The organism is Chryseobacterium sp. WX, from assembly GCF_029542485.1.
Lineage (GTDB): Bacteria > Bacteroidota > Bacteroidia > Flavobacteriales > Weeksellaceae > Chryseobacterium > Chryseobacterium cucumeris.
In genome coordinates this window covers 2,545,976-2,565,976 of record NZ_CP120710.1, presented here as the reverse complement: position 1 = coordinate 2,565,976, position 20,001 = coordinate 2,545,976, and the positions used below count along the sequence as shown (strand labels likewise).

General features: G+C 35.7%; 12 protein-coding genes. 9 read left to right on the top strand and 3 right to left on the bottom strand.

Features of this window, described 5'->3' with window-relative positions:
• A complete protein-coding gene (locus PZ898_RS11445; protein WP_277695537.1) occupies window positions 1–3,216 on the top strand; it encodes a S8/S53 family peptidase in 3,216 nt (1,071 codons plus the stop codon).
• A gap of 80 nt (window positions 3,217–3,296) precedes the next feature.
• Entirely contained in the window at window positions 3,297–3,812 is a 516-nt protein-coding gene (locus PZ898_RS11440; protein WP_277695536.1) for a DUF6702 family protein, read from the top strand.
• A 5-nt stretch (window positions 3,813–3,817) separates the two neighbouring features.
• Here PZ898_RS11440 and PZ898_RS11435 read toward each other — a convergent pair whose 3' ends face one another.
• Together PZ898_RS11435 and radA are read right to left on the bottom strand one after the other, a co-directional pair.
• Complete coding sequence (locus PZ898_RS11435; protein WP_062675899.1) at window positions 3,818–4,411, bottom strand: ACP phosphodiesterase; 594 nt, start codon at window positions 4,409–4,411, stop codon at window positions 3,818–3,820.
• A gap of 122 nt (window positions 4,412–4,533) precedes the next feature.
• Window positions 4,534–5,883 carry a DNA repair protein RadA gene (radA, locus tag PZ898_RS11430; RefSeq protein WP_062675900.1) on the bottom strand — a complete coding sequence of 450 codons (1,350 nt, stop codon included), beginning with the start codon at window positions 5,881–5,883 and terminating at the stop codon, window positions 4,534–4,536.
• Window positions 5,884–6,021: 138 nt separating this feature from the next.
• On the opposite strand from radA, the gene PZ898_RS11425 reads away from it, so the two are divergent.
• The 3 genes from PZ898_RS11425 (at window position 6,022) to yidC (ending at window position 10,401) form a co-directional block, all read left to right on the top strand.
• Window positions 6,022–6,591 (top strand): YceI family protein, encoded by a 570-nt coding sequence (locus PZ898_RS11425; RefSeq protein WP_062675901.1) that lies wholly within the window; start codon window positions 6,022–6,024, stop codon window positions 6,589–6,591.
• A 224-nt stretch (window positions 6,592–6,815) separates the two neighbouring features.
• The gene (locus tag PZ898_RS11420) at window positions 6,816–8,423 is read left to right on the top strand and encodes a CTP synthase (RefSeq protein ID WP_110008139.1); all 1,608 of its coding nucleotides are present in this window, start codon (window positions 6,816–6,818) and stop codon (window positions 8,421–8,423) included.
• Window positions 8,424–8,601: 178 nt separating this feature from the next.
• Window positions 8,602–10,401 (top strand): membrane protein insertase YidC, encoded by a 1,800-nt coding sequence (gene yidC, locus PZ898_RS11415; RefSeq protein WP_062675903.1) that lies wholly within the window; start codon window positions 8,602–8,604, stop codon window positions 10,399–10,401.
• A gap of 135 nt (window positions 10,402–10,536) precedes the next feature.
• On the opposite strand, the gene PZ898_RS11410 is transcribed toward yidC, so the two are convergent.
• Entirely contained in the window at window positions 10,537–11,121 is a 585-nt protein-coding gene (locus PZ898_RS11410) for a ribonuclease HII (RefSeq protein ID WP_120232847.1), read from the bottom strand.
• Window positions 11,122–11,821: 700 nt separating this feature from the next.
• On the opposite strand from PZ898_RS11410, the gene PZ898_RS11405 reads away from it, so the two are divergent.
• From PZ898_RS11405 to PZ898_RS11390, 4 genes are all read left to right on the top strand, one after another.
• Complete coding sequence (locus PZ898_RS11405; protein ID WP_062675905.1) at window positions 11,822–14,779, top strand: SusC/RagA family TonB-linked outer membrane protein; 2,958 nt, start codon at window positions 11,822–11,824, stop codon at window positions 14,777–14,779.
• Window positions 14,780–14,782: 3 nt separating this feature from the next.
• Window positions 14,783–16,243, top strand: a complete 1,461-nt coding sequence (locus tag PZ898_RS11400; RefSeq protein ID WP_062675906.1) for a SusD/RagB family nutrient-binding outer membrane lipoprotein — start codon at window positions 14,783–14,785, stop codon at window positions 16,241–16,243.
• Between the two features lie 57 nt (window positions 16,244–16,300).
• Window positions 16,301–16,750: a lipocalin family protein gene (locus PZ898_RS11395; RefSeq protein WP_062675907.1), complete on the top strand. Its 450-nt coding sequence runs from the start codon at window positions 16,301–16,303 to the stop codon at window positions 16,748–16,750.
• Between the two features lie 331 nt (window positions 16,751–17,081).
• On the top strand, window positions 17,082–20,000 hold the full coding sequence (locus PZ898_RS11390) for a SusC/RagA family TonB-linked outer membrane protein (RefSeq protein ID WP_082798743.1): 2,919 nt from the start codon (window positions 17,082–17,084) through the stop codon (window positions 19,998–20,000).
• Window position 20,001: the final 1 nt, after the last annotated feature.

Genomic DNA, 20,001 nt, shown 5'->3' with positions numbered 1-20,001 from the left:
ATGGATATCAAAAAATTATTTTTTACAAATGTAAACATTTCACGTGGAGGAGCGAAGCTTCTTAGAAATGCTACAGCAGCCTTTTTGGGATTGTATTCCTACGCTTTTTACGGGCAGGTACAGAAACTGGATTCCCGGTTTGATCTTTTATTGAAAAATAAAGAAAGTATTGCTAACGGAAGAGCTGTAAAAGAACTGGAACGTCCTGATATGAAACTTGATCAGCACCTGGTGGTGACTTCAAAAGGAGCACAGACTATGTATTCATGTATAGTTTATACTAAAGAGCCTGAAAAATTAAAAGCAGACGGATTTCTTATACAAAGCCAATTTCCTGCTTTTTCCACAGCTTTGGTTACCATTGAAGATATTGAAAGACTGACTCAGCTTCCGTATGTAACCTCTGTAATGGGACCGGAGTTTGATGCACTTCATAATGATGTGAGCCGAGCTCAGTCCGGAGCAAGTCTTTTGCAGGATGGTGTTTTCAATAACACAGCTTATAATGGAACAGGAGTGTTGGTAGGAATTTATGACAGTGGAATAGACTGGAAACATCCGGATTTCAGAAAATCTGATGATCAGACCAAGAGCAGAATTGTTTCCATTTGGGATCAGACTTTAACTGCCCAGGCGGGAGAAACTGCCCCGGCAGGGTTTGCTACTGGCGTAGAATATACGAAAGCACAGATCGAAGATGAACTGGATGGGACACCCACGGGGTTTGTTCGTGAAAATGATACCAACGGCCATGGAACCCATGTTTCAGGTACAGCAGCTGGAAATGGTTCTGCTTTTACCGATAAAAGACATAAAGGATTTTCATCGGATGCAGATATTGTTTTTGTGAAAGGAGGAAACGGATCTTTTCCTACAACAAATACCATTAATGCTTTAACCTATTTTAAAAATGTGGCAACGGCACTTAATAAACCTATTGTTGTCAATATGAGTATTGGTGGCCAGAGTAGTGCTCATGATGGAACTTCAAGCCATGAAGTAGCGGTTAATAGCTTTACCACTTCAGGAGCGGGAAGAGTTGTTGTGATTTCAGCAGGTAATGATTACGGAGCTAATCTTCACAGAAAAGTTGATATTGCAGCCGGTGCGGCACAGACATATAACTTTACTGTAGCAAGCAACACTTCCGCAGCTTCAGTATTCTCATTCATTATGTATGCCAATGACAATACTCCCGTTACTGCAAAATTAACCACTCCGGACGGACAGCAGTATACGCAGAATATCAGTACAAACACCGCTCATACTATATTAGGAGGAGGTCTTACCGCAACTATGTATAATTATTGGAGTAACGACAACAATAAAAGATATGTACAGTTGGTAGTGACCAGAACCTCCGGAACCACCAATGTCCAAGGGAATTATTCATTGGAAATTACCAACAACGGAACCCAGCAGATCACAGCCCACGGCTGGCTGTATAGTCAGGGAGTGCAAACCACCTTACAAAACGGAGATAATGAATATATTGTAGGAAGCCCGGGGAATGCTTCCAACGCCATCACGGTAGCTTCTTATATGGGAAGACCAAGTTGGTATAGTACGGGAGCTTATTCTACCACAACCCCACAGGAATCTATCTCTTCATTCAGTTCACAGGGACCAAGAGTGGATGGGGTTCAAAAGCCGGATATCGCAGGTTCAGGCCAGAATGTTATTTCATCAAGATCCAGCAATTCTGCTCCCGCAGCAACAGACATTATTTCAGGCACCAATTATTACGTGAAAAACCAGGGGACAAGTATGTCTTCACCGGGAGTAGCTGGAGCAGTAGGGTTATTACTGCAGGCTAATCCTTCATTGACGGCAGCACAGGTGAAAGCCCGTCTTACAGCTAATGCAAGAATGGATGGTGCCACCGGTGTCGTTCCGAATATGAGATGGGGATATGGTAAATTGGATATCTATAAAGCTGTTACTGATGAAATAGGATGTGTGAAATCCAATTTTGAAACAGTAAGTTACGATGAGCCATACATTGTAGCCAATACAGAATTTAATTATTATTTTGATAATATGGCTCTTGCGGTAAGATATACGCCTACATTAACAGGGAAACTGGGAGGGTTCTCATTTGTATCAGGGTCTTCAATTCCTTCAGATATCCCGGTGGATATTCAGATCAGAAAGGTAGATGCTAACGGAAATCCCGGAGATATTATTGCTACTAAAACCATTACTTCATGGCTTAATAATATTCAGAGATATACCTGGAATTACATCAATCTTTCAGATTTGAATGTACAGATGGTAACCGGAAAAGAATTTTATATTGTTGTTAATGGATTAGGAGGAAGAATTGCCATGAAAGCAGAGAATGCTGTACTGAATAGCAGATCTAAAACTTCTACTGACGGTACTACATGGACTTCAAGAACATTTGATCTTAAAATGAGAGCGGTAATCTATGAAAATGTTGCTGAAGTAAAGAATTTAGCAACTTCTAACCAGACGAAAACCAGTACGGTGGCGAATGGCTATAACTACTTTACAAATTCCTGCCAGCTTATCTCAAGGCTAGAAAAAGAAACAGCCAGTACCGTAACAGGAAATGTAACAGCCAAAGTGTGGGTTGATAATGCACAGCCCAACTATGTAGCAAGAAGATATGAAATCAATTCGGATGCAAACACTACCACAGCAACCGGTAAAGTAACCTTATATTTCAAACAGAGTGATTTTGATGCTTATAATCTGACTAATGGAGTGAAATTACCTACTTCACCCACTGATGTTGCTAACAAAGCCAATCTTCTTATTGAAAAATATAGCGGAACAAGTACTACAGGAACCGTAGCTTCTTTTGGAGGAACCGCCACAGTTATTACTCCTGATATAGCAGATATTATCTGGAATGATACCTACCAATACTGGGAAGTGAGTTTTCAGACGACTGGTTTTGGCGGATATTTTGTTAAAACAGGAACAACATTAGGGACAGCGGATGTTAAAATAAATTCAGAAGTGAACATCACTCCGAATCCTGCAAAAGATTTTGTAAACGTGTCGTTAGGCAGATATTCTAAAGGTGCAGTAAGTGTTTATGATGTTTCTGGGAAACTGATTAAAACCGTTAATGTAGATAAGAACTCCGGTAGAATTGATGTTTCTGAATTTGTAAGAGGAACATACCTGTTTACCATTACATTGGAGGATAACACAAAAATCACAAAAAAAGTAATGAAGCAATAAATCTTCATCTATGATATTCAATGAAAAGCAGCAGTTTTTATAATTGCTGCTTTTTTTATATTTGCTGTAAAATAAGATTCATGTCAGGTAAGTTTTTTTGGAGTTTTCTTTTATTATTAACAATGACTTTTCAAAGTTTTACGGAGGGTGGGACTTTTCACCCCTATCACGTAGGATCTGTTGAAATTAATTATAATTCAAAATCCAGAACCTTTGAAGTAACCGGAAGATTCTTTCTTGATGACATGGAAAATGGCCTGGGGAAAAAATATGGAGGTGCTTTTCATTTTAATGACGAAAAATATAAGGCGAAACTGAATGATGCCCTGCAGAAATACTGTTCAGAATATTTCAGGCTAAAGGCTGATAATAAATTTTTAAAAGTAAATTATATCGGTTATGAAGAAGATCAGGAATCTGTAGATATCTTTCTTGAGTCAGAACCTGTAGCTACTCCTAAAAAAGTAGAAACTGCCGTAAGTTTTCTGTATAATCTTTTTGATGATCAGATCAATATTGTTCATATTATTGTAAACGGACAAAGAAACAGTGAAAAACTTACCTATCCTAACCGCTATCTGTATAAACAGTTCTGAGAATATTAATTTTCCAGCTGAAGCAACGTATTAATTCCTTTTGCGTGGGCCAGCAGATCAGGAAAAAAATCATCGTAACACTGCTGAAGATGATCTTTGTTCTTTAAAAAAGCTTCAAAAACGGGAATATCCTTATCGAGGTACTTTGCTTTATTCAAAACATTCTGAATGCTGAATTTAATTCCCCAGTCTTCACGGTAATTATAAAGCCAGTCATCATGCTCCATTTTTACAAGCATCTTTTTGAAATTTTCAGGAAGCCATTGTTCATAGGCATTTAAAACACGATAAACTTTAAGGGAATGCGCTTTCCATTCCGGAAGAGAATTCAGAGAAAGATCCTTGGCTACAAAATGATCCATCGAGACATCTACAAACGCACCTGCATACAGCCTTACCAATGGAGCGAATACCTTTTTGGCTTCATGAATGGCAGGATGAGAATCAGTGTAAGTATCAATAGCTCTGTGCAGGGTAATTCCGTCCTGAATTTCCTTCGGGAAAGAAAAACGATCTCTGTTGCGGATGAAATCTTCGAGAAATTGCCCCACGATCTGCCCGTCAGTAAAAGAAAGAAAAGAATGAGCCAGATAATTCATAATTTAAAGGTATGAATTAAATGTGGATAGTGAAAGGTGAAAAGTGAATTCGCTTCGCTTGTGAATTTTTTATCGTGATATTAATTGACCATTGACTTGCGAAGCAAAATTGACCATTCACTCTAGAACAGTCTCTCATGAAAATCCTCAATTTTACTCACTTCTTCAATCTTGATTCCAAATTTTCTTTTCGGGATTTTATTAAGATTGGATACAAATATTTTCTCATACCCCAATTTTTCAGCCTCAGTAATTCTCTGCTCAATCTGTGCTACCGGACGAATTTCGCCACTTAATCCGATTTCTCCGGCAAAACAGTAATGTTCAGAAATAGCAATATCTTCATTGGAAGAAAGAACAGAAGCAATGACCGCCAGATCCAGTGCCGGATCATCTGTTTTTATTCCTCCGGTAATATTCAGGAAAACGTCTTTTGCTCCCAATTGAAAACCAGCTCTTTTTTCCAGTACGGCCAAAAGCATATTCAGCCTTTTGGAATCAAAACCGGTGCTGCTTCTTTGAGGAGTACCATAAACGGCAGTACTTACCAATGCCTGTATTTCAAGAAGCATCGGCCTGTTTCCTTCCAGAGTTACCGCAACAGAGTTTCCTGAAAGTTCCTCAAACTTCTTGGTAATCAGTATTTCCGAAGGGTTTTTAATTTCTTTTAATCCCTGAGAAATCATTTCATAAATTCCAATTTCGGAGGTAGAACCAAAACGGTTTTTATTAGCTCTCAATAATCTGAACAGATGATTTCGGTCTCCATCAAAATTCAGAACAACATCTACCATGTGCTCCAGTACTTTTGGTCCGGCAATTTGGCCGTCTTTGGTAATATGTCCTACAAGAAAGACAGGCGTATTGTTTTCTTTGGCATATTTGATGATCTCATTGGAGCATTCCCGGATTTGGGATACGGTTCCCGGGGAACTTTCTATCAATTGAGACTGCAGCGTTTGAATGGAATCAATAATCATGAAATCCGGCTCCAGTTTTTTGGCCTCATGAAGGATTTTTTCCAATGATGTTTCTGTGAAAAGGAAACAGTTCGGATTTTGAATATCCGTAAGCCTGTCTGCTCTCATTTTGATCTGAGAAGCACTTTCTTCACCAGAAACATAGAAAACTTTTTTCTTCATTTTCAAAGCAAGCTGAAGCAGAAGGGTAGATTTTCCGATGCCCGGTTCGCCACCAATCAAAGTTACAGACCCCAAAACGATGCCGCCTCCTAAAACACGGTTCAGTTCTTCAGAAGGGGTTTTTATCCTAGGTTCTTCGCTGGTTTCTACTTCAACAATATTGATAACATGTTGTTTCGTTTTTGAAAAAGGAGGAGTTTTATGAGAAGGTTTCTCTACAACCTCTTCTACTAAAGTGTTCCATTCTCCACAGTTTTTACATTGTCCCAGCCATTGAGGATACTGGGTTCCGCAGTTTTGACAGAAATATGCTGTTTTCAGTTTTGCCATACTGCGAAGTTATAAAAAAGCTTTTTTTTTTCAGAATGTAAATGAGTTTAATATAAAAAAACTAATACGTCTGCGATAGAAATATCTTTCATATCTTAGCCTGATTCAATTAAAATATTAATGTAAAATATCATTACAATGAAAAAAGTATTTTTATCTTTCGTGTTTGTGCTGTTAAGTGTTGTAGCTTTTGCACAGGGAACCTGGCAGGTAGACCAGATGCATTCATCGGTTAACTTTAATATCAAGCATATGGGGATTAGTTTTGTACAGGGAAGGTTTGATAAATTTGACGGAAAAGCAGCCACTGGTGGTGCTAATCTGGATAATGCTGATTTAAACTTTTCTATCAGTGTTCCTAGTATTAATACCGGAGTGGATATGAGAGACAGACATCTTATCAGCGAAGAGTTTTTCGATGTTGCCAAATATCCTACGATTGAATTTAAGAGCTCTTCCGTTACAAAAGATAAAAACAACAACTATATCGTTAAAGGGAAACTAACCATGAAGGGAGTAGAGAAAGAAATCACTGCTCCGGTTACATTGGGTGGGATTACAAAAAATAAAGATGGAAAAGAGGTCATGGGAATTCAGACGAAATTTACAGTAAACCGTCTGGATTATGGAATCAAATATGACCCATCAGGAGCAGGTATCGCGAAAGATGTTGAGGTAACTGCTTATTTTGAGCTTGTAAAGCAATAATATTTCAACGTATAAAATATAAAAGGTTTTCCATGTGAGTGGAAAACCTTTTTTGCTGATAGATGAAATCCTTTTGGTTATGGCTTTGTTTCATTTGTTTATATCAATCTTAATAAAAATTTTTATCTGGTTTTATAGTTGTTTGAGGGATGTTTTATCATTTTCAAAATGTAAAAGATTGCTTTGTATTTCTTTTTCCCCTAACTTTGCACAAACCTAATCTAATGAGTAAAAAGAATACAAAGTACATCTTTGTGACAGGAGGTGTAACTTCATCTTTGGGAAAGGGAATCGTTTCTGCTTCTCTGGGACTTCTACTAAAATCACGCGGCTTTAATGTAACGATCCAAAAATTAGATCCTTATATCAATATCGACCCAGGAACTTTGAATCCTTATGAGCACGGAGAGTGTTATGTGACTGAAGATGGTGCAGAGACGGATCTGGATTTAGGCCACTATGAGCGTTACCTTGATGCTCCTACATCCCAAAACAATAACGTTACTACAGGAAAAATTTACCAGACTGTAATTGAAAAAGAAAGAAAAGGAGACTTCCTTGGAAAAACAGTTCAGGTAATTCCTCATATTACTAACGAAATCAAACGTAGAATTAAAATCCTTTCAAAACAGAACTACGATATCATTATTACTGAGATCGGAGGAACTGTAGGGGATATCGAATCTTTGCCATACATTGAAACTGTTCGTCAGTTGAAGTGGGAATTGGGAGAGAGCAATTCTATGGTGATTCACCTTACTTTACTGCCTTATCTGGCTTCAAGTGGAGAATTGAAAACAAAACCATCCCAGCACTCCGTTCGTCAGTTGATGGAAAGCGGAATTATGGCAGATGTTTTAGTTTGTAGAACAGAACATAAAATTCCTAAAGATCAGAGAGCAAAATTAGCTCAGTTCTGTAACGTTCCTTTAGATAACGTTATCGAATGTAAAGATCTTGAAACGATCTATGAAGTTCCAATGTATCTTCAGAAGCAGAATTTCGATGATGTAGTTTTGAAAGAACTGGATCTGAAAAGTGATAAAGATGCTGATCTTAAAGACTGGAAGAGTTTCCTTAAAAAATTCCAGAACCCTAAGAAAACTGTTGAAATTGCATTGGTTGGAAAATATGTTTCCCTTCAGGATTCTTATATCTCTATTGCTGAAGCATTCAAACATGCAGGTGCTGACCTTGAAACTGAAGTAAAAGTAAGATGGGTATACAGTGGAGATATTACGGAAGAAAATATCAAAGATACACTGAAAGGTGTGAATGGTATTCTTGTAGCTCCAGGTTTTGGAGACAGAGGAATTGAAGGAAAAGTTCTTACTGCAAAATATGCAAGAGAAAATAAAATTCCAATGTTGGGAATCTGTTTAGGAATGCAGATTATGACGATTGAATTTGCAAGAAATGTTTTAGGACATACCAAAGCAAACTCTATGGAATTTGATACCGCTACTCCTGATCCTGTAATTTCTTTGATGGAAGAACAGAAAAATGTAGTAGATAAAGGAGGAACAATGCGTCTTGGAGCATGGAAGTGCTCATTGAAAAACGGTTCTAAATTATACGATATCTACGGAAACAAAAATATCTCTGAAAGACACCGTCACCGTTATGAATTCAATAGTGATTATCTTCAGGAATTTGAAAAGAATGGTTTCCTTGCTACAGGTACCAACCCTGAAACAGGTTTGGTAGAAGCGCTGGAACTACCTGATCATCCATTCTATGTGGGAGTTCAGTATCACCCGGAATATAAGAGTACGGTAGCAACACCGCATCCGCTATTCAGAGCTTTCATCAAAGCTTGCGAAAAGAAATAAGGTAAAATTTTATCATAAACGTCTACCCATAAACTCAGGCTGATTATTCTCAGCTTGAGTTTATTATATAGTAACAACGTAAAGCATAGAGTTTTGATAAAAAAACAGTATTTTTGTCAGCTCAAATTATGTACACCCATACGTACATTTTAAATTTAAAATTTTAATATAAAATAAAATGCAACAAAACAACGGAATCGATAAGAAGCAAATGATTAGTTTCGCGGTTTTATGCCTTGTTCTCTTCGGTTTTATGTTCTATTTCCAGAACAAACAAACAAAAGAAGCGGAGTTGAAAGCTCAGGAGCAGAAAACGGAACAGGCAAAAAATGCCGTAAAGCAAACTCAGGCAAGCAATATCAATCCAAATGTAACTCCTAATGCAATCCAGACAGCAAGTCTTGGAAATAACGAATTAAAACTTGAATTTTCAAGCTTAGGAGGACAGGTTTCCAAAGTAGAACTTTTAAATTATAAAGCCTACAACCACAAAACAGACAATGCAGATCAGCCGCTTTATCTGATCACTAAGAATAACTCAAACTACGGTTTTCAGTTTAAAGATAAAACAGGAAAAATCGTTAATACTAAAGATTTAGTTTTCTCACCAGCTGTTAATGGAAATGCGGTAACCTTAACTGCAGATTACAATGGTGCTGTCATTCAATTCATTTACACGCTATTACCCAAATATACTCTGGATTTTAAAGTAAGAACTCAGGGGCTTTCTAAAATTACTTCTGATAATAAAGCAGATTTTATCTGGGATTATAATGTAAGAAATCTGGAAAAAGGTAGAGCTCAGGAGCAGTCTCACTCAGAATTTTCTTATGCTTTCAATAATTATAAAGATTATGATTATGATGGGAGAACCACAATGGAAGAAGAAAAAGAAACCCTTAACTGGATTGGTGTAAAGCAGCAGTTTTTCTCTTCAGTAATCGAAGCTAAAAACGGATTTACCCAAAGTAAAGGAAACCAGGAAAATGTTGAAGAAGGAGAGTATTTGAAGAAATTCAACTATGAAGGTTTCGTTCAGATGACTGGAAGTGAGCTGAACCAGGATTTCACATGGTATTTTATGCCATTGGATTTGCCATTGCTTAAATCTTACGATAAGAATTTTGATGAAATTCTTCCTTTAGGCTGGTCATTTATCGGAGCAATGAACCGTTATTTCTTCATGTGGTTATATAGCATTATTGCTGCATGGGGATTATCAGCAGGTTGGGTAATTTTTGTAATGACGATCATTGTGAAACTGATCCTTTCACCAATTATGTATAAGCAGCACAAGCTAAGTGCAATGATGAAGGTGATCCGTCCGGAAATTGACGAAGTGAATGCCAAATTTAAGGATGCAGATCCAATGAAGAAACAGCAGGCCACAATGGAAGTGTACAGAAAAGCCGGAGTGAATCAGATGGCTGGATGTTTACCGGCATTAGTTCAGATTCCTATCTTCTATGCTTTGTTCCGTTTCTTCCCGAACTTTATTGATCTTAGAGGCCAAGGGTTCTGGTTTGCCAAAGATTTGACAGCGTATGATGATTTGATCAAGCTTCCGTTTAAAGTTCCTTTCCTTGGAGACCACTTAAGTATTTTCGCTTTAGCCTGTACAGTTGTTATTTTAATCTATACTGTTATGACTTCAGGAAATATGCAACAGCCTCAACAGGAAGGAATGCCAAATATGAAGGTGTTAATGTATATCTTCCCGATTACATTCCTGTTCTTCCTTAATACTTCGGCTTCAGGACTTTCATGGTATTATTTTGTATCGAATGCGATTAACATCCTAATCATCCTTGTTATTAAGTATTTGATCCTGGATGAAAAGAAAATCCATGCCCAGATTCAGTCTAATAAGGAAAAACCGAAAGCAGAAGGCAAATTCCAGAAGAGAATGAGAGAAATGATGGAGAAGGCTCAGGAGCAGCAAAAAGCTCAGGAACAACAAAGAAATAAGAAGAAATAATTCTTAAGCTATAAGCTAAAAAAGAGAAGCAATTTTAATAATTGCTTCTCTTTTTTTTTATTTGAAATTATTTTTAGAAAGATTTTCAATTTCTATCCGACATCTGCTCATTTAATAATTGAAAATAGATGTTTTTCAATCATATTTAAGTCTGAAAGACTGTCTGTGATATCGGGTCGGTCCATGTTTAATAAGCGCTTCCTGATGTTTTTTTGTGGCATAGCCAAAATTGGTGTCCCAACCATATTCAGGATGTTCTTGATGAAGTTGAATCATCAACTTGTCTCTATAATTTTTGGCAAGAATAGAGGCTGCAGCAATAGATAAAACCTTGGAGTCTCCTTTGATAATGCATTGATGCGGGATGTAGTTATAAGGATGAAATTTATTTCCATCCACCAAAATAAGCTCAGGAGTTATTGTCAGTTGATCCAAAGCACGGTGCATTGCATGAATACTTGCATTAAGAATATTATGTTCGTCAATAAAGGAAGGTGGTAATTCTGCGATAGCATAGTTTTTCACATTATCTTTGATGTAACTATCCAGTTCCATACGCGTTTTGAACGTTAATTTTTTGGAATCATTCACCAGGTTTTGTTTGAAGTCATCATCTAAAATTACCGCTGCAGCTACCACCGGACCACTTAAACATCCTCTTCCTACTTCATCACATCCGGCCTCAATATAAAGATTTGACCAGTTTTTTATTAGCTCCATGAATTGTATCTATACTGCAAAAATATAAAATTTTGAAGGAAGAGGTTTTGGATGTTTTTTATTTTATTCTTACTTCAACAAAAGATAATATTGTGATTATGTAGAATGTACAGAGAAGACTGTAGTCTGCTTTAAATAACCGATATACTATATATAGGATGATTTTTAGAAGTTTAGGTTTAATTATTAGGATGAGGAGAAAAGTGGATTCGAATTGATATTGGCTAAATTGGGTTTAGGTTTATTTTTTCAATTTGGAACTCAATCTTATTTTGAAACAGAAAAATTTATCTAGCTCTGGTAAAGAAACTTTAATACATTTTATCGCTTTTATGCATTTTTTTTGTTTAAAAAATGAAATATTTCTTCACTTGTAGAAATATGCTTTGCATAGTATCGTTTATTGATCTTCTTTCATTTCTATATCTTAAATCTTTAATTTATTGATATTCAATTTATTTTTATTCATAATTAAATTTGTAATATAGATTATATCAATTTAATCGATTGTTATTATTTCTTAAAAAAAAATAAGTTTTAAATGTTGCGTTTTTGTTAAATGTTTTGTTTTTAACTTATTTTAATAATTTATTGTCTTGTTTTTTTTGAAAATATTGAATAAGTTGTAATTTTTTCACATTTTGCTTTGTGATATTAAGAAAGTTTTACAAATTTGTAAGGTCACAAAAATTAATTTGATATGAAGAAACTAACAGCAAGTCTTCTTGTTCTAGTAATGTCTTCTTCGATAGCTGTCGCTAACGCCCAGCAAAAGAATGACACTATTAAAACAAAAGAAATTGAGGGGGTGGTTGTAACCGCACTCGGGATTAAAAGAGAGAAAAAATCTCTTGGTTATGCTTCTGAAGAAGTTAAAGCTGCGGAATTAACTGGTGGAACTACTAATACCGGAAACGTAGCATCTCTTCTTTCAGGTAAGGTAGCCGGACTACAGGTAAATACTAATAACAACTTTGGCGGATCTGCAAACCTTTTGATCAGAGGATATAAATCTTTGTCAGGAGGTTCTCCACTTATTGTAATTGATGGTTCACCAGTTAACAATAATACGGTAACCGGATCTACATTCGATTATGGTAACTTCCTTTCGGATATCAATCAGGAAGATATTGAATCTGTCAACGTATTGAAAGGTGCTGCTGCATCAGCTTTATATGGTGAAAGAGGAAGTGATGGTGTAATCCTTATTGTAACAAAAAGTGGAAGAGGAAATAATGACGGAAGCTGGGGGGTTACTTTAAACTCAGGAATTACAGCTGGATTCATTGATAAATCTACTTTCCCTACCTATCAGAAAAAGTATGGAGCAGGATACGGTGGCCAGTCATGGAACGAAGATCCGGGACCTGGAGGTTACAATTATGCTAACTTTGTAGATGACGCATCTTACGGACCTGCATTTAATCCCAACCAATTGGTTTACCAATGGGATTCATTTGATCCTTCTTCTCCAAATTATGGAAAAGCTACACCTTGGGTTGCTGCGAAAAACGGCCCTATTAAATTCTTTGAAACACCAGTCACATATATTAATACGATTACCATTGAAAAAGGAAACAAGACTTCGAATCTTTCCTTATCATATTCCAATATGCTTTCTAATGGTTTGATGCCTAACTCTGAACTTAAAAAGAATACAATTTCAGCGAAATTTAATCACGATTTTACGGATAAATTACATGCTTCTGTTTTTACAACTTTAACTCTGCAAGACACAAAAGGACGTAATGAAACAGGATATTCTGATAACGTAGTTACTGGCTTCAGACAGTGGTGGCAGACCAACGTAGATGTATTGGCATTAAGAGATGCTTATGCTAACAATGGAAATAGCAACTTTTCTTGGAACAGATCTACAGCGGCTGATGGAACTCCTCAATATTGGAACAATCCATATTTCCAGAGATATCAGAATTATCAGTCTGATGACAGGACTAGGATATTCAGTTATGCACAGTTAAAATATGATGTTTCCAAAAATTTTGGAATTACCGGTAAATTATCTTATGATGATTTGCAAATGGTTGTAGAAGAGAGATTAATGAATGGATCACTTCCTCAGGCATTTGGTGCATCCGGACTTAATGTAAGTTCGGGATATGCAAGAACCAATGTGAAAAATACTGAGATCAACTTTGATTTATTTGCTAACTACAAGGTTGATATTACTTCAGACCTAAGTGTTAGCGGTATTGCAGGTGGGAATGTTAGAAGAAATCTTGTGGATAACATTTTTATGAGTACAGAAGGTGGTTTATCTAAACCTGGGCTTTTTGCTATATCCAACTCTATAAGAACGATACTTCCGCCAGATGAGAATTATGCAAAATGGGTTACTTCCAGTTTATATGCAACAGCATCATTTGGATATAAAAACTTCTTGTTTGTTGATGGAACTTACCGTGTAGACCAATCGTCTAACTTACCAAAAGGTAATAATAGCTATGGATATCCTTCAGTTACAGGAGCTGTTATTCTATCAGAGTTTGTAAAACAACCATGGTTAAGTTTCTGGAAATTGAGAGCAAACTACGCTGAAGTAGGTTCTTCTACTAACAATTACAGATTGGTAAATACTTTCAAAGCTAGAGGTGAAGGTCTGTTTGATCAACCTTATTTCCTTGCTAATCCAAACTTGAAACCTCAGAGATCTAAGGAAACTGAATTCGGTATGGAAGCACAATTCTTCAAAAACAGATTAGGTTTTGATGTTGCAATTTATAAAACCAGAACATTTGATCAGATTATCAATTTACCAGTCTCTTCTGCAACAGGATATAGAACATTCCTTGTAAATGCAGGACAGATTGATAATAAAGGTATCGAAGTACAGTTAAACGGTACTCCATTTAAAACAAATAATTTTACATGGGATGTAAACGTGAATTGGTCTAAAAATGAGAATAAAGTTATTGCATTAAATGGTGATTCCCAGAATTACTTAATGGCGAGTTATCAAGGTGGGGTTTCTCTTAACGCACGTGTGGGAGAATCTTTTGGCGCTTTGGTAGGATCAGATTATGTATATAATGCAAACGGAGATAAAGTAATTGATCCAGCTACAGGCCGTTATTTAAGAAATAATAATCAGGTTATTGGAAATATTACACCAGATTGGGTAGGTGGTATCAGAAACAGCTTCCGTTATAAAGATTTCTCAGTAAGTTTCCTTATTGATGTGAAAAAAGGAGGAGATGTATTCTCCACTGATATGTATTACGGATTAGCAACTGGTCTTTATGCAGAAACTGCTGACTATAGAGAAGGTGGATTCGTACATCCGGGTGTTAATCCAAATGGTAATGTAAATACAACGCCTACTATTAATCCGGGATCATTTGGTAACGTAGATGGATATAGAAGAATGCCAAATAAAAGATTCGTTTATGATGCATCTTATGTGAAACTTAGAGAAGCAAGTATAGGTTATAACCTTCCTAAATCTGTTTTGGCTAATACAGCTATTCGTGATGCAAAAATTTCAATTGTTGGGAGAAATCTTTGGATTATCCACAAAAACTTACCTTATGCAGATCCGGAAGCGGGTACAGGAAATGGTTTAGCATCTAAAGGTAATTCTATTGGAGTACTCCCTACTACTCGTGACATTGGAATTGATATAACTTTAAAATTCTAGAAAATGAAAAAAATATTTTTAATTATAGGTTTAGCTTCATTATCGTTAACTTTTACATCATGTGAAAGAGACATCACGTCACTGAACGAAGACCCTAAACACCCAACTGAAGTCCCTTCAGGAGTACTTTTTGCCAGTGCTGAACATGCACTTCTTGACCAGCTATTGTCTGCCAATGTAAACCGTAACATTACCAGGTTTTTTACCCAACAGTGGTCAGAAACTACTTATACTGATGAGACGAACTATGATATGGTGACGAGACCAATTCCAAGGAATCATTATAACCGTATGATGGCATCTGCATCAGCTACAATTAATTCTCCGGGAGTATTATCTGCATTAAGAGATGCCAGGAGGTTTCTTGAGAGCGAAGGATTAGATCCCGTTACTAAAAATAACAATATTGCTATGATTGAATTAGTAAATGTTTACGCATGGGCTAATTTGGTTGACACATATGGTGATATCCCTTATTTCGGAGCATTGAAAGCTACCGCTGAAAATCCGGGAAGTGCGGAAATTCCTTATGATGATGCAAAAACAGTGTATCTGGATCTTATCAAAAGAATTGATGCCGCTGTTGCTATGATTAATACTTCTGGTAGTGGATATGACAAGGATTTGATCTACAAAGGAGATATGACTAAATGGAAAAAAATGGGTAATTCTTTGAAGTTTAGAATGGCGGTAACATTGGCAGATAGTGATCCTGCATTGGCTAAAACTTATGCTGAAGCAGCATATAATGCGGGGCTATTTACTGACAAGTTAGATAATTTCGGCCTTCAGACATTTCCTTCAGGATTATTGTCTAATCCAGTGTATCAGGATGTAATTCAATCAGGTAGGAATGACTTTATTCCTTCGGATGTTCTTGTGGACTTTATGAATAATACATCTGATCCAAGAAGAGCTGCATGGTTTACAACTGTTAATGGTAATTATGTTGGTGGGGTATATGGTGATCAGAACATCTTTAGTAGTTATTCTCACTTTACAAATCTTATTTCAGGTGAAAATGCACAAGGCTTTTTATTAGATTTTTCTGAAATTCAGTTTTTAAGAACTGAAGCCGCTGCAAGAGGATTTAGTGTTGGTGATACTGCCGCTAATCTATATCAATCTGCAATTAAAGCATCAATGGCTGAGTATGGTATTACTGAAGCTACTGCAAATACTTTTATAGCTGCCAATCCATATAATGCTGCCAACTGGAAAAAATCTGTTGGTGAGCAAGCTTGGATAGCAATGTTCAATAAAGGGTTCCAAGCATGGAATTTTGCAAGAAGACTGGACTTCCCTGTATTTGTAAATCCTGGGGGATCTGTAGTAGAATCTGTACCAGTAAGAATGAAATATTCTGATCAGGAATATCTTCTTAACGCTAAGAATGTGAATGCTGCAGCTTCAAAGATTGGAGGTGACAAAGTATCCACAAAAATATTTTGGGATAAATTTTAAATTAAATAATAATTCCTCAAACCTAGGAGTAGGTTTGAGGAATATAAAAACATTTATATGAGATTTTTTATAGGAATTGTTCTTTTAATAAGTGTTGCATCATGTTCCAATGATGACGACCGTGCAGTTGAAAATGAAAGTGTAAGTATTAATGGGACTTGGAAACCATATAAATATGAGTTTAGAGGTAAAGATGTCATGTTGAGTGACTGTGAAAAGAAAGGAGTTATATTTATAAATCCTGATTTCTCGGGATCTTATGAAAGATATGATTTGTCTTCTTCTTCCGGAAACTGTAATCTTTTTGATTCTTTTGGAGGAAAATGGGCCTTTGATAAAATGTATCAAACATTAACCCTTACCTATACAGAAGCTGGAGTTTCCAAAACAATGAAAAAAGAAATTGATTCCTATTCCAATACTGAGCTCAGAATTAATGACAATAGTAAAAACCTGGATAATACGCCTGGAAATGACGAAGCTATCCTTGTTTTCAGAAAAGAATAAATATTTCTTATTTATCTAAAAAACCGCCATTTGGCGGTTTTTTTTATTTGTAATCATTTTTATATAGGATTTTGTGAATTAAAACTGGCTTTATTGTTTATATTGATCTTATAATCAGTGTTTTATCTGTCGTGTTGAAAAGTGATTTTAAATGATATCAATTAGAAAATTGATGTTATTTTTTTTATTAAATATTTAATTTTTAATGTATTTTATTAATTATTTTATTTGTTTTTACTTCTATTTATTACTCTTTTGTTGTTTTTTTTAAGTTTCGCTTGTTGAATTGTTAATAAAATTACAATTTTGTTGAGTAAAAATTAATTTTGATATGAAGAAACTAACAATGAGTCTGCTTGTTGTGGTATTAACTTCTTCTGTGGCTATTGTAAACGCTCAACAGAAGAAAAAAGATACCATTACACAGACAAAAGAGATTGAAGGTGTAGTAGTAACTGCACTTGGGATTAAAAAAGAGAAAAAGACAATAGGATATGCTACTTCACAAGTCAATGGAGATGATTTAAAAAAATCAGGGGAAGCAAATATTATTCAAGGTTTAGCAGGAAAAGCTGCGGGAATTCAAGTTACAGGCTCTTCTGGTACGCCAGGAGCTTCAAGTAAAATTCTGATTAGAGGGCAAAAGTCGATTAATTTATCAAGCCAACCTATTATAGTTTTAGATGGGCAGATTATTGATAACTCTGTTAATAATAATGCGGGGCAGGGCAGTAATTTGGCTGGAGTAGATGACTCGAACAGAGCTATTGATATAAATCCTGATGATATTGAAAGTGTATCAATTTTGAAAGGTGGTGCAGCAGCAGCGTTATATGGAGAAAATGCTAGAAATGGTGTAATTATTTATACAAGTAAGAAAGGGCGAAAAAGAAAAGGAATTGGAATTGATTTTTCTACAGCTGTATCTTTTGATATGATTACTCGTTTACCAAAACTTCAAAAAACCTATGCCGCTGGAACTAACGGAGCTACCTATATTGCACCTGCTCAATATGGCTCTGATGGTTTTGCTACCACATCAGGAACCAATCAAAGTTGGGGACCATTAATTTCAAGCGTAACTGGTTTGAAGGCTTATGATAATACTAAAAACTTCTTTGAAACAGGTGTTACACAAAATTATAATCTGGCTTTTTCAGGAGGTGGGGATTATGGTAATTTCAGAGCTTCATTTGGACATATTGATCAAACGGGGATTATTCCAAATACATCGCTTAAAAAGACAAGTTTTGGAGTGAATTCTGAATTTAAGTTAACCGATAAGCTAAAAGCTGGAGCTGATGTGAAGTTTTCAAATACAAATGGGTTAAGAGCTCAGAAAGGGAGTAATATTGCAGGAGTCATGTTGTCTTTATTGAGAACACCAGCAACCTATGACCTTAGAGATTATCAGACTGTACAAGGATATAATAAAAATTATTTTGCAGCATATGACAATCCATATTATACAGTATACAATAATCCATATAAAGACGAGACAAACAGATCCATTATTAGTGGTTATTTAACTTATAATTATAATAAAGCCTTGAATATACTGTTGAGAGCGGGGGTTGATACCTATACAACTCATGCTCAGCAGAATTATTCATTCTCAAGTAATGGTAATTCAACAGCTGACCGAACAGGACAGGTCGTTGTAGACACTTATACTCAAAGTCAATATAATTTAGATTTAATCTTTAGTGGGTTAGTTAACTTTACTGATAATATTAATTTGAATTATAGTTTTGGGGGGCAGATAATTTCTAAATTTGGAAATGATCAATATACTCAAGGATCTACAATGTTGGAACCTAATCAATTCAACCTTTCTAATTTTACGACTTTTGTTTCCAATAATACAGATTTCAAACAAATTAAAAGAGGGATATTAGCTTCGGCAGAATTCGGATTTTATGATCAGTTTTATTTAACATTAACAGGTAGAAATGATTGGAGCAGTACATTGCCTAAACAGAATAGTTCCTATTTCTATCCTTCAGTTTCAGGATCTTGGCTGTTTAATAAGACATTAAATTTACCAAACTGGGTTAACTTAGGAAAAGTAAGAGTAGCTTATGCAAAAACTTTTGCATCTGCTAATCCATACAATATTGTTAACACTTATGGAACTCCAAACTATTTTGATACATTTGGTCCACAATTAACTTCTCCATATTTGGGAGTTGGAGCCTATGGGCTAACTACCATTGCGAAAAATCCAAATTTAAAGCCTGAGCGAAATGACGAATTTGAAGTCGGTTTAGAATTAGAATTATTTAAAAGGTTACACTTAAATGCGAGTGCTTACAAATCAACCAACTATGACCTGCTTATCCAAGCTCCTGTTGCACCATCTTCGGGATTTCAGAATTATTTTACCAACGGTCCTACAGTTGAAAATAAAGGTATAGAAGTAGAATTAGGATATGATATTCTTAAAAATCAAAACTTTAATTGGAGTATAAATCTTAACTGGGCTAAAAACGTAAATAAGGTCGTTGAAATACAAGACAATTTAAATTTCTCCAGTGAGGGAGGTGATTTCTTTTCAGGAAATGTAGTTCCTGCCATCATTAAAGGTGAACCTTTAGGAGTGTTTTATGGTACAGCTTGGAAAAGAGATTCGGCTGGGAACTTAATTATAGGATCTGATGGTTTACCATTAGTTTCTGCAGAATCTCAAATTATTGGAAATCCTAATCCGGACTGGTTAGGAGGAATCAGAAATAATTTCAGTTATAAAAACTTGTCATTAAGCTTTTTGTTAGATGTACGTAAAGGTGGAGACATTTGGAACGGAACATTAGCAAGATTAAATAGATTAGGGATGACACAAGCTTCTGCTGACGACAGATCAGCTATGTATACAATACCTGGCGTTACTGAAACTGGTGTTTCTAATACGAAAGCAATTGATAACAAACTGTATTATTCAAGCTTTTTAGGAGATGGATCTGGTAGTGCAAATGAACAACAGATGGAAAGAGATATAAATTGGCTTAGGCTAAGAGATGTAAGTTTATCATACAATTTTGGTAAAATGCTATCTAATACTCAAACTCTATCTTTTATAAGAGATGCTCAGATTACTTTTTCTGCTAGAAACTTATTTTTAATTACTAACTACAAAGGTGTAGACCCGGAAACATCTATTGCCGGTGCAAATTCAAATACTAATGGATTTGACTATTTCAATAATCCAGGGACAAGAAGTTATACACTATCATTTAAATTTACTTTTTAAT

Excerpts from the sequence above, each read along its gene's own strand:
- PZ898_RS11390 (WP_082798743.1), top strand. The coding sequence starts at position 17,082 with ATGAAGAAACTAACAATGAGTCTGCTTGTTGTGGTATTAACTTCTTCT.
- PZ898_RS11395 (WP_062675907.1), top strand. The coding sequence starts at position 16,301 with ATGAGATTTTTTATAGGAATTGTTCTTTTAATAAGTGTTGCATCATGT.
- PZ898_RS11410 (WP_120232847.1), bottom strand. The coding sequence starts at position 11,121 with ATGGAGCTAATAAAAAACTGGTCAAATCTTTATATTGAGGCCGGATGT.
- radA (WP_062675900.1), bottom strand. The coding sequence starts at position 5,883 with ATGGCAAAACTGAAAACAGCATATTTCTGTCAAAACTGCGGAACCCAG.
- PZ898_RS11445 (WP_277695537.1), top strand. The coding sequence starts at position 1 with ATGGATATCAAAAAATTATTTTTTACAAATGTAAACATTTCACGTGGA.
- PZ898_RS11440 (WP_277695536.1), top strand. The coding sequence starts at position 3,297 with ATGTCAGGTAAGTTTTTTTGGAGTTTTCTTTTATTATTAACAATGACT.
- PZ898_RS11405 (WP_062675905.1), top strand. The coding sequence starts at position 11,822 with ATGAAGAAACTAACAGCAAGTCTTCTTGTTCTAGTAATGTCTTCTTCG.
- PZ898_RS11425 (WP_062675901.1), top strand. The coding sequence starts at position 6,022 with ATGAAAAAAGTATTTTTATCTTTCGTGTTTGTGCTGTTAAGTGTTGTA.
- PZ898_RS11420 (WP_110008139.1), top strand. The coding sequence starts at position 6,816 with ATGAGTAAAAAGAATACAAAGTACATCTTTGTGACAGGAGGTGTAACT.
- PZ898_RS11400 (WP_062675906.1), top strand. The coding sequence starts at position 14,783 with ATGAAAAAAATATTTTTAATTATAGGTTTAGCTTCATTATCGTTAACT.
- PZ898_RS11435 (WP_062675899.1), bottom strand. The coding sequence starts at position 4,411 with ATGAATTATCTGGCTCATTCTTTTCTTTCTTTTACTGACGGGCAGATC.
- yidC (WP_062675903.1), top strand. The coding sequence starts at position 8,602 with ATGCAACAAAACAACGGAATCGATAAGAAGCAAATGATTAGTTTCGCG.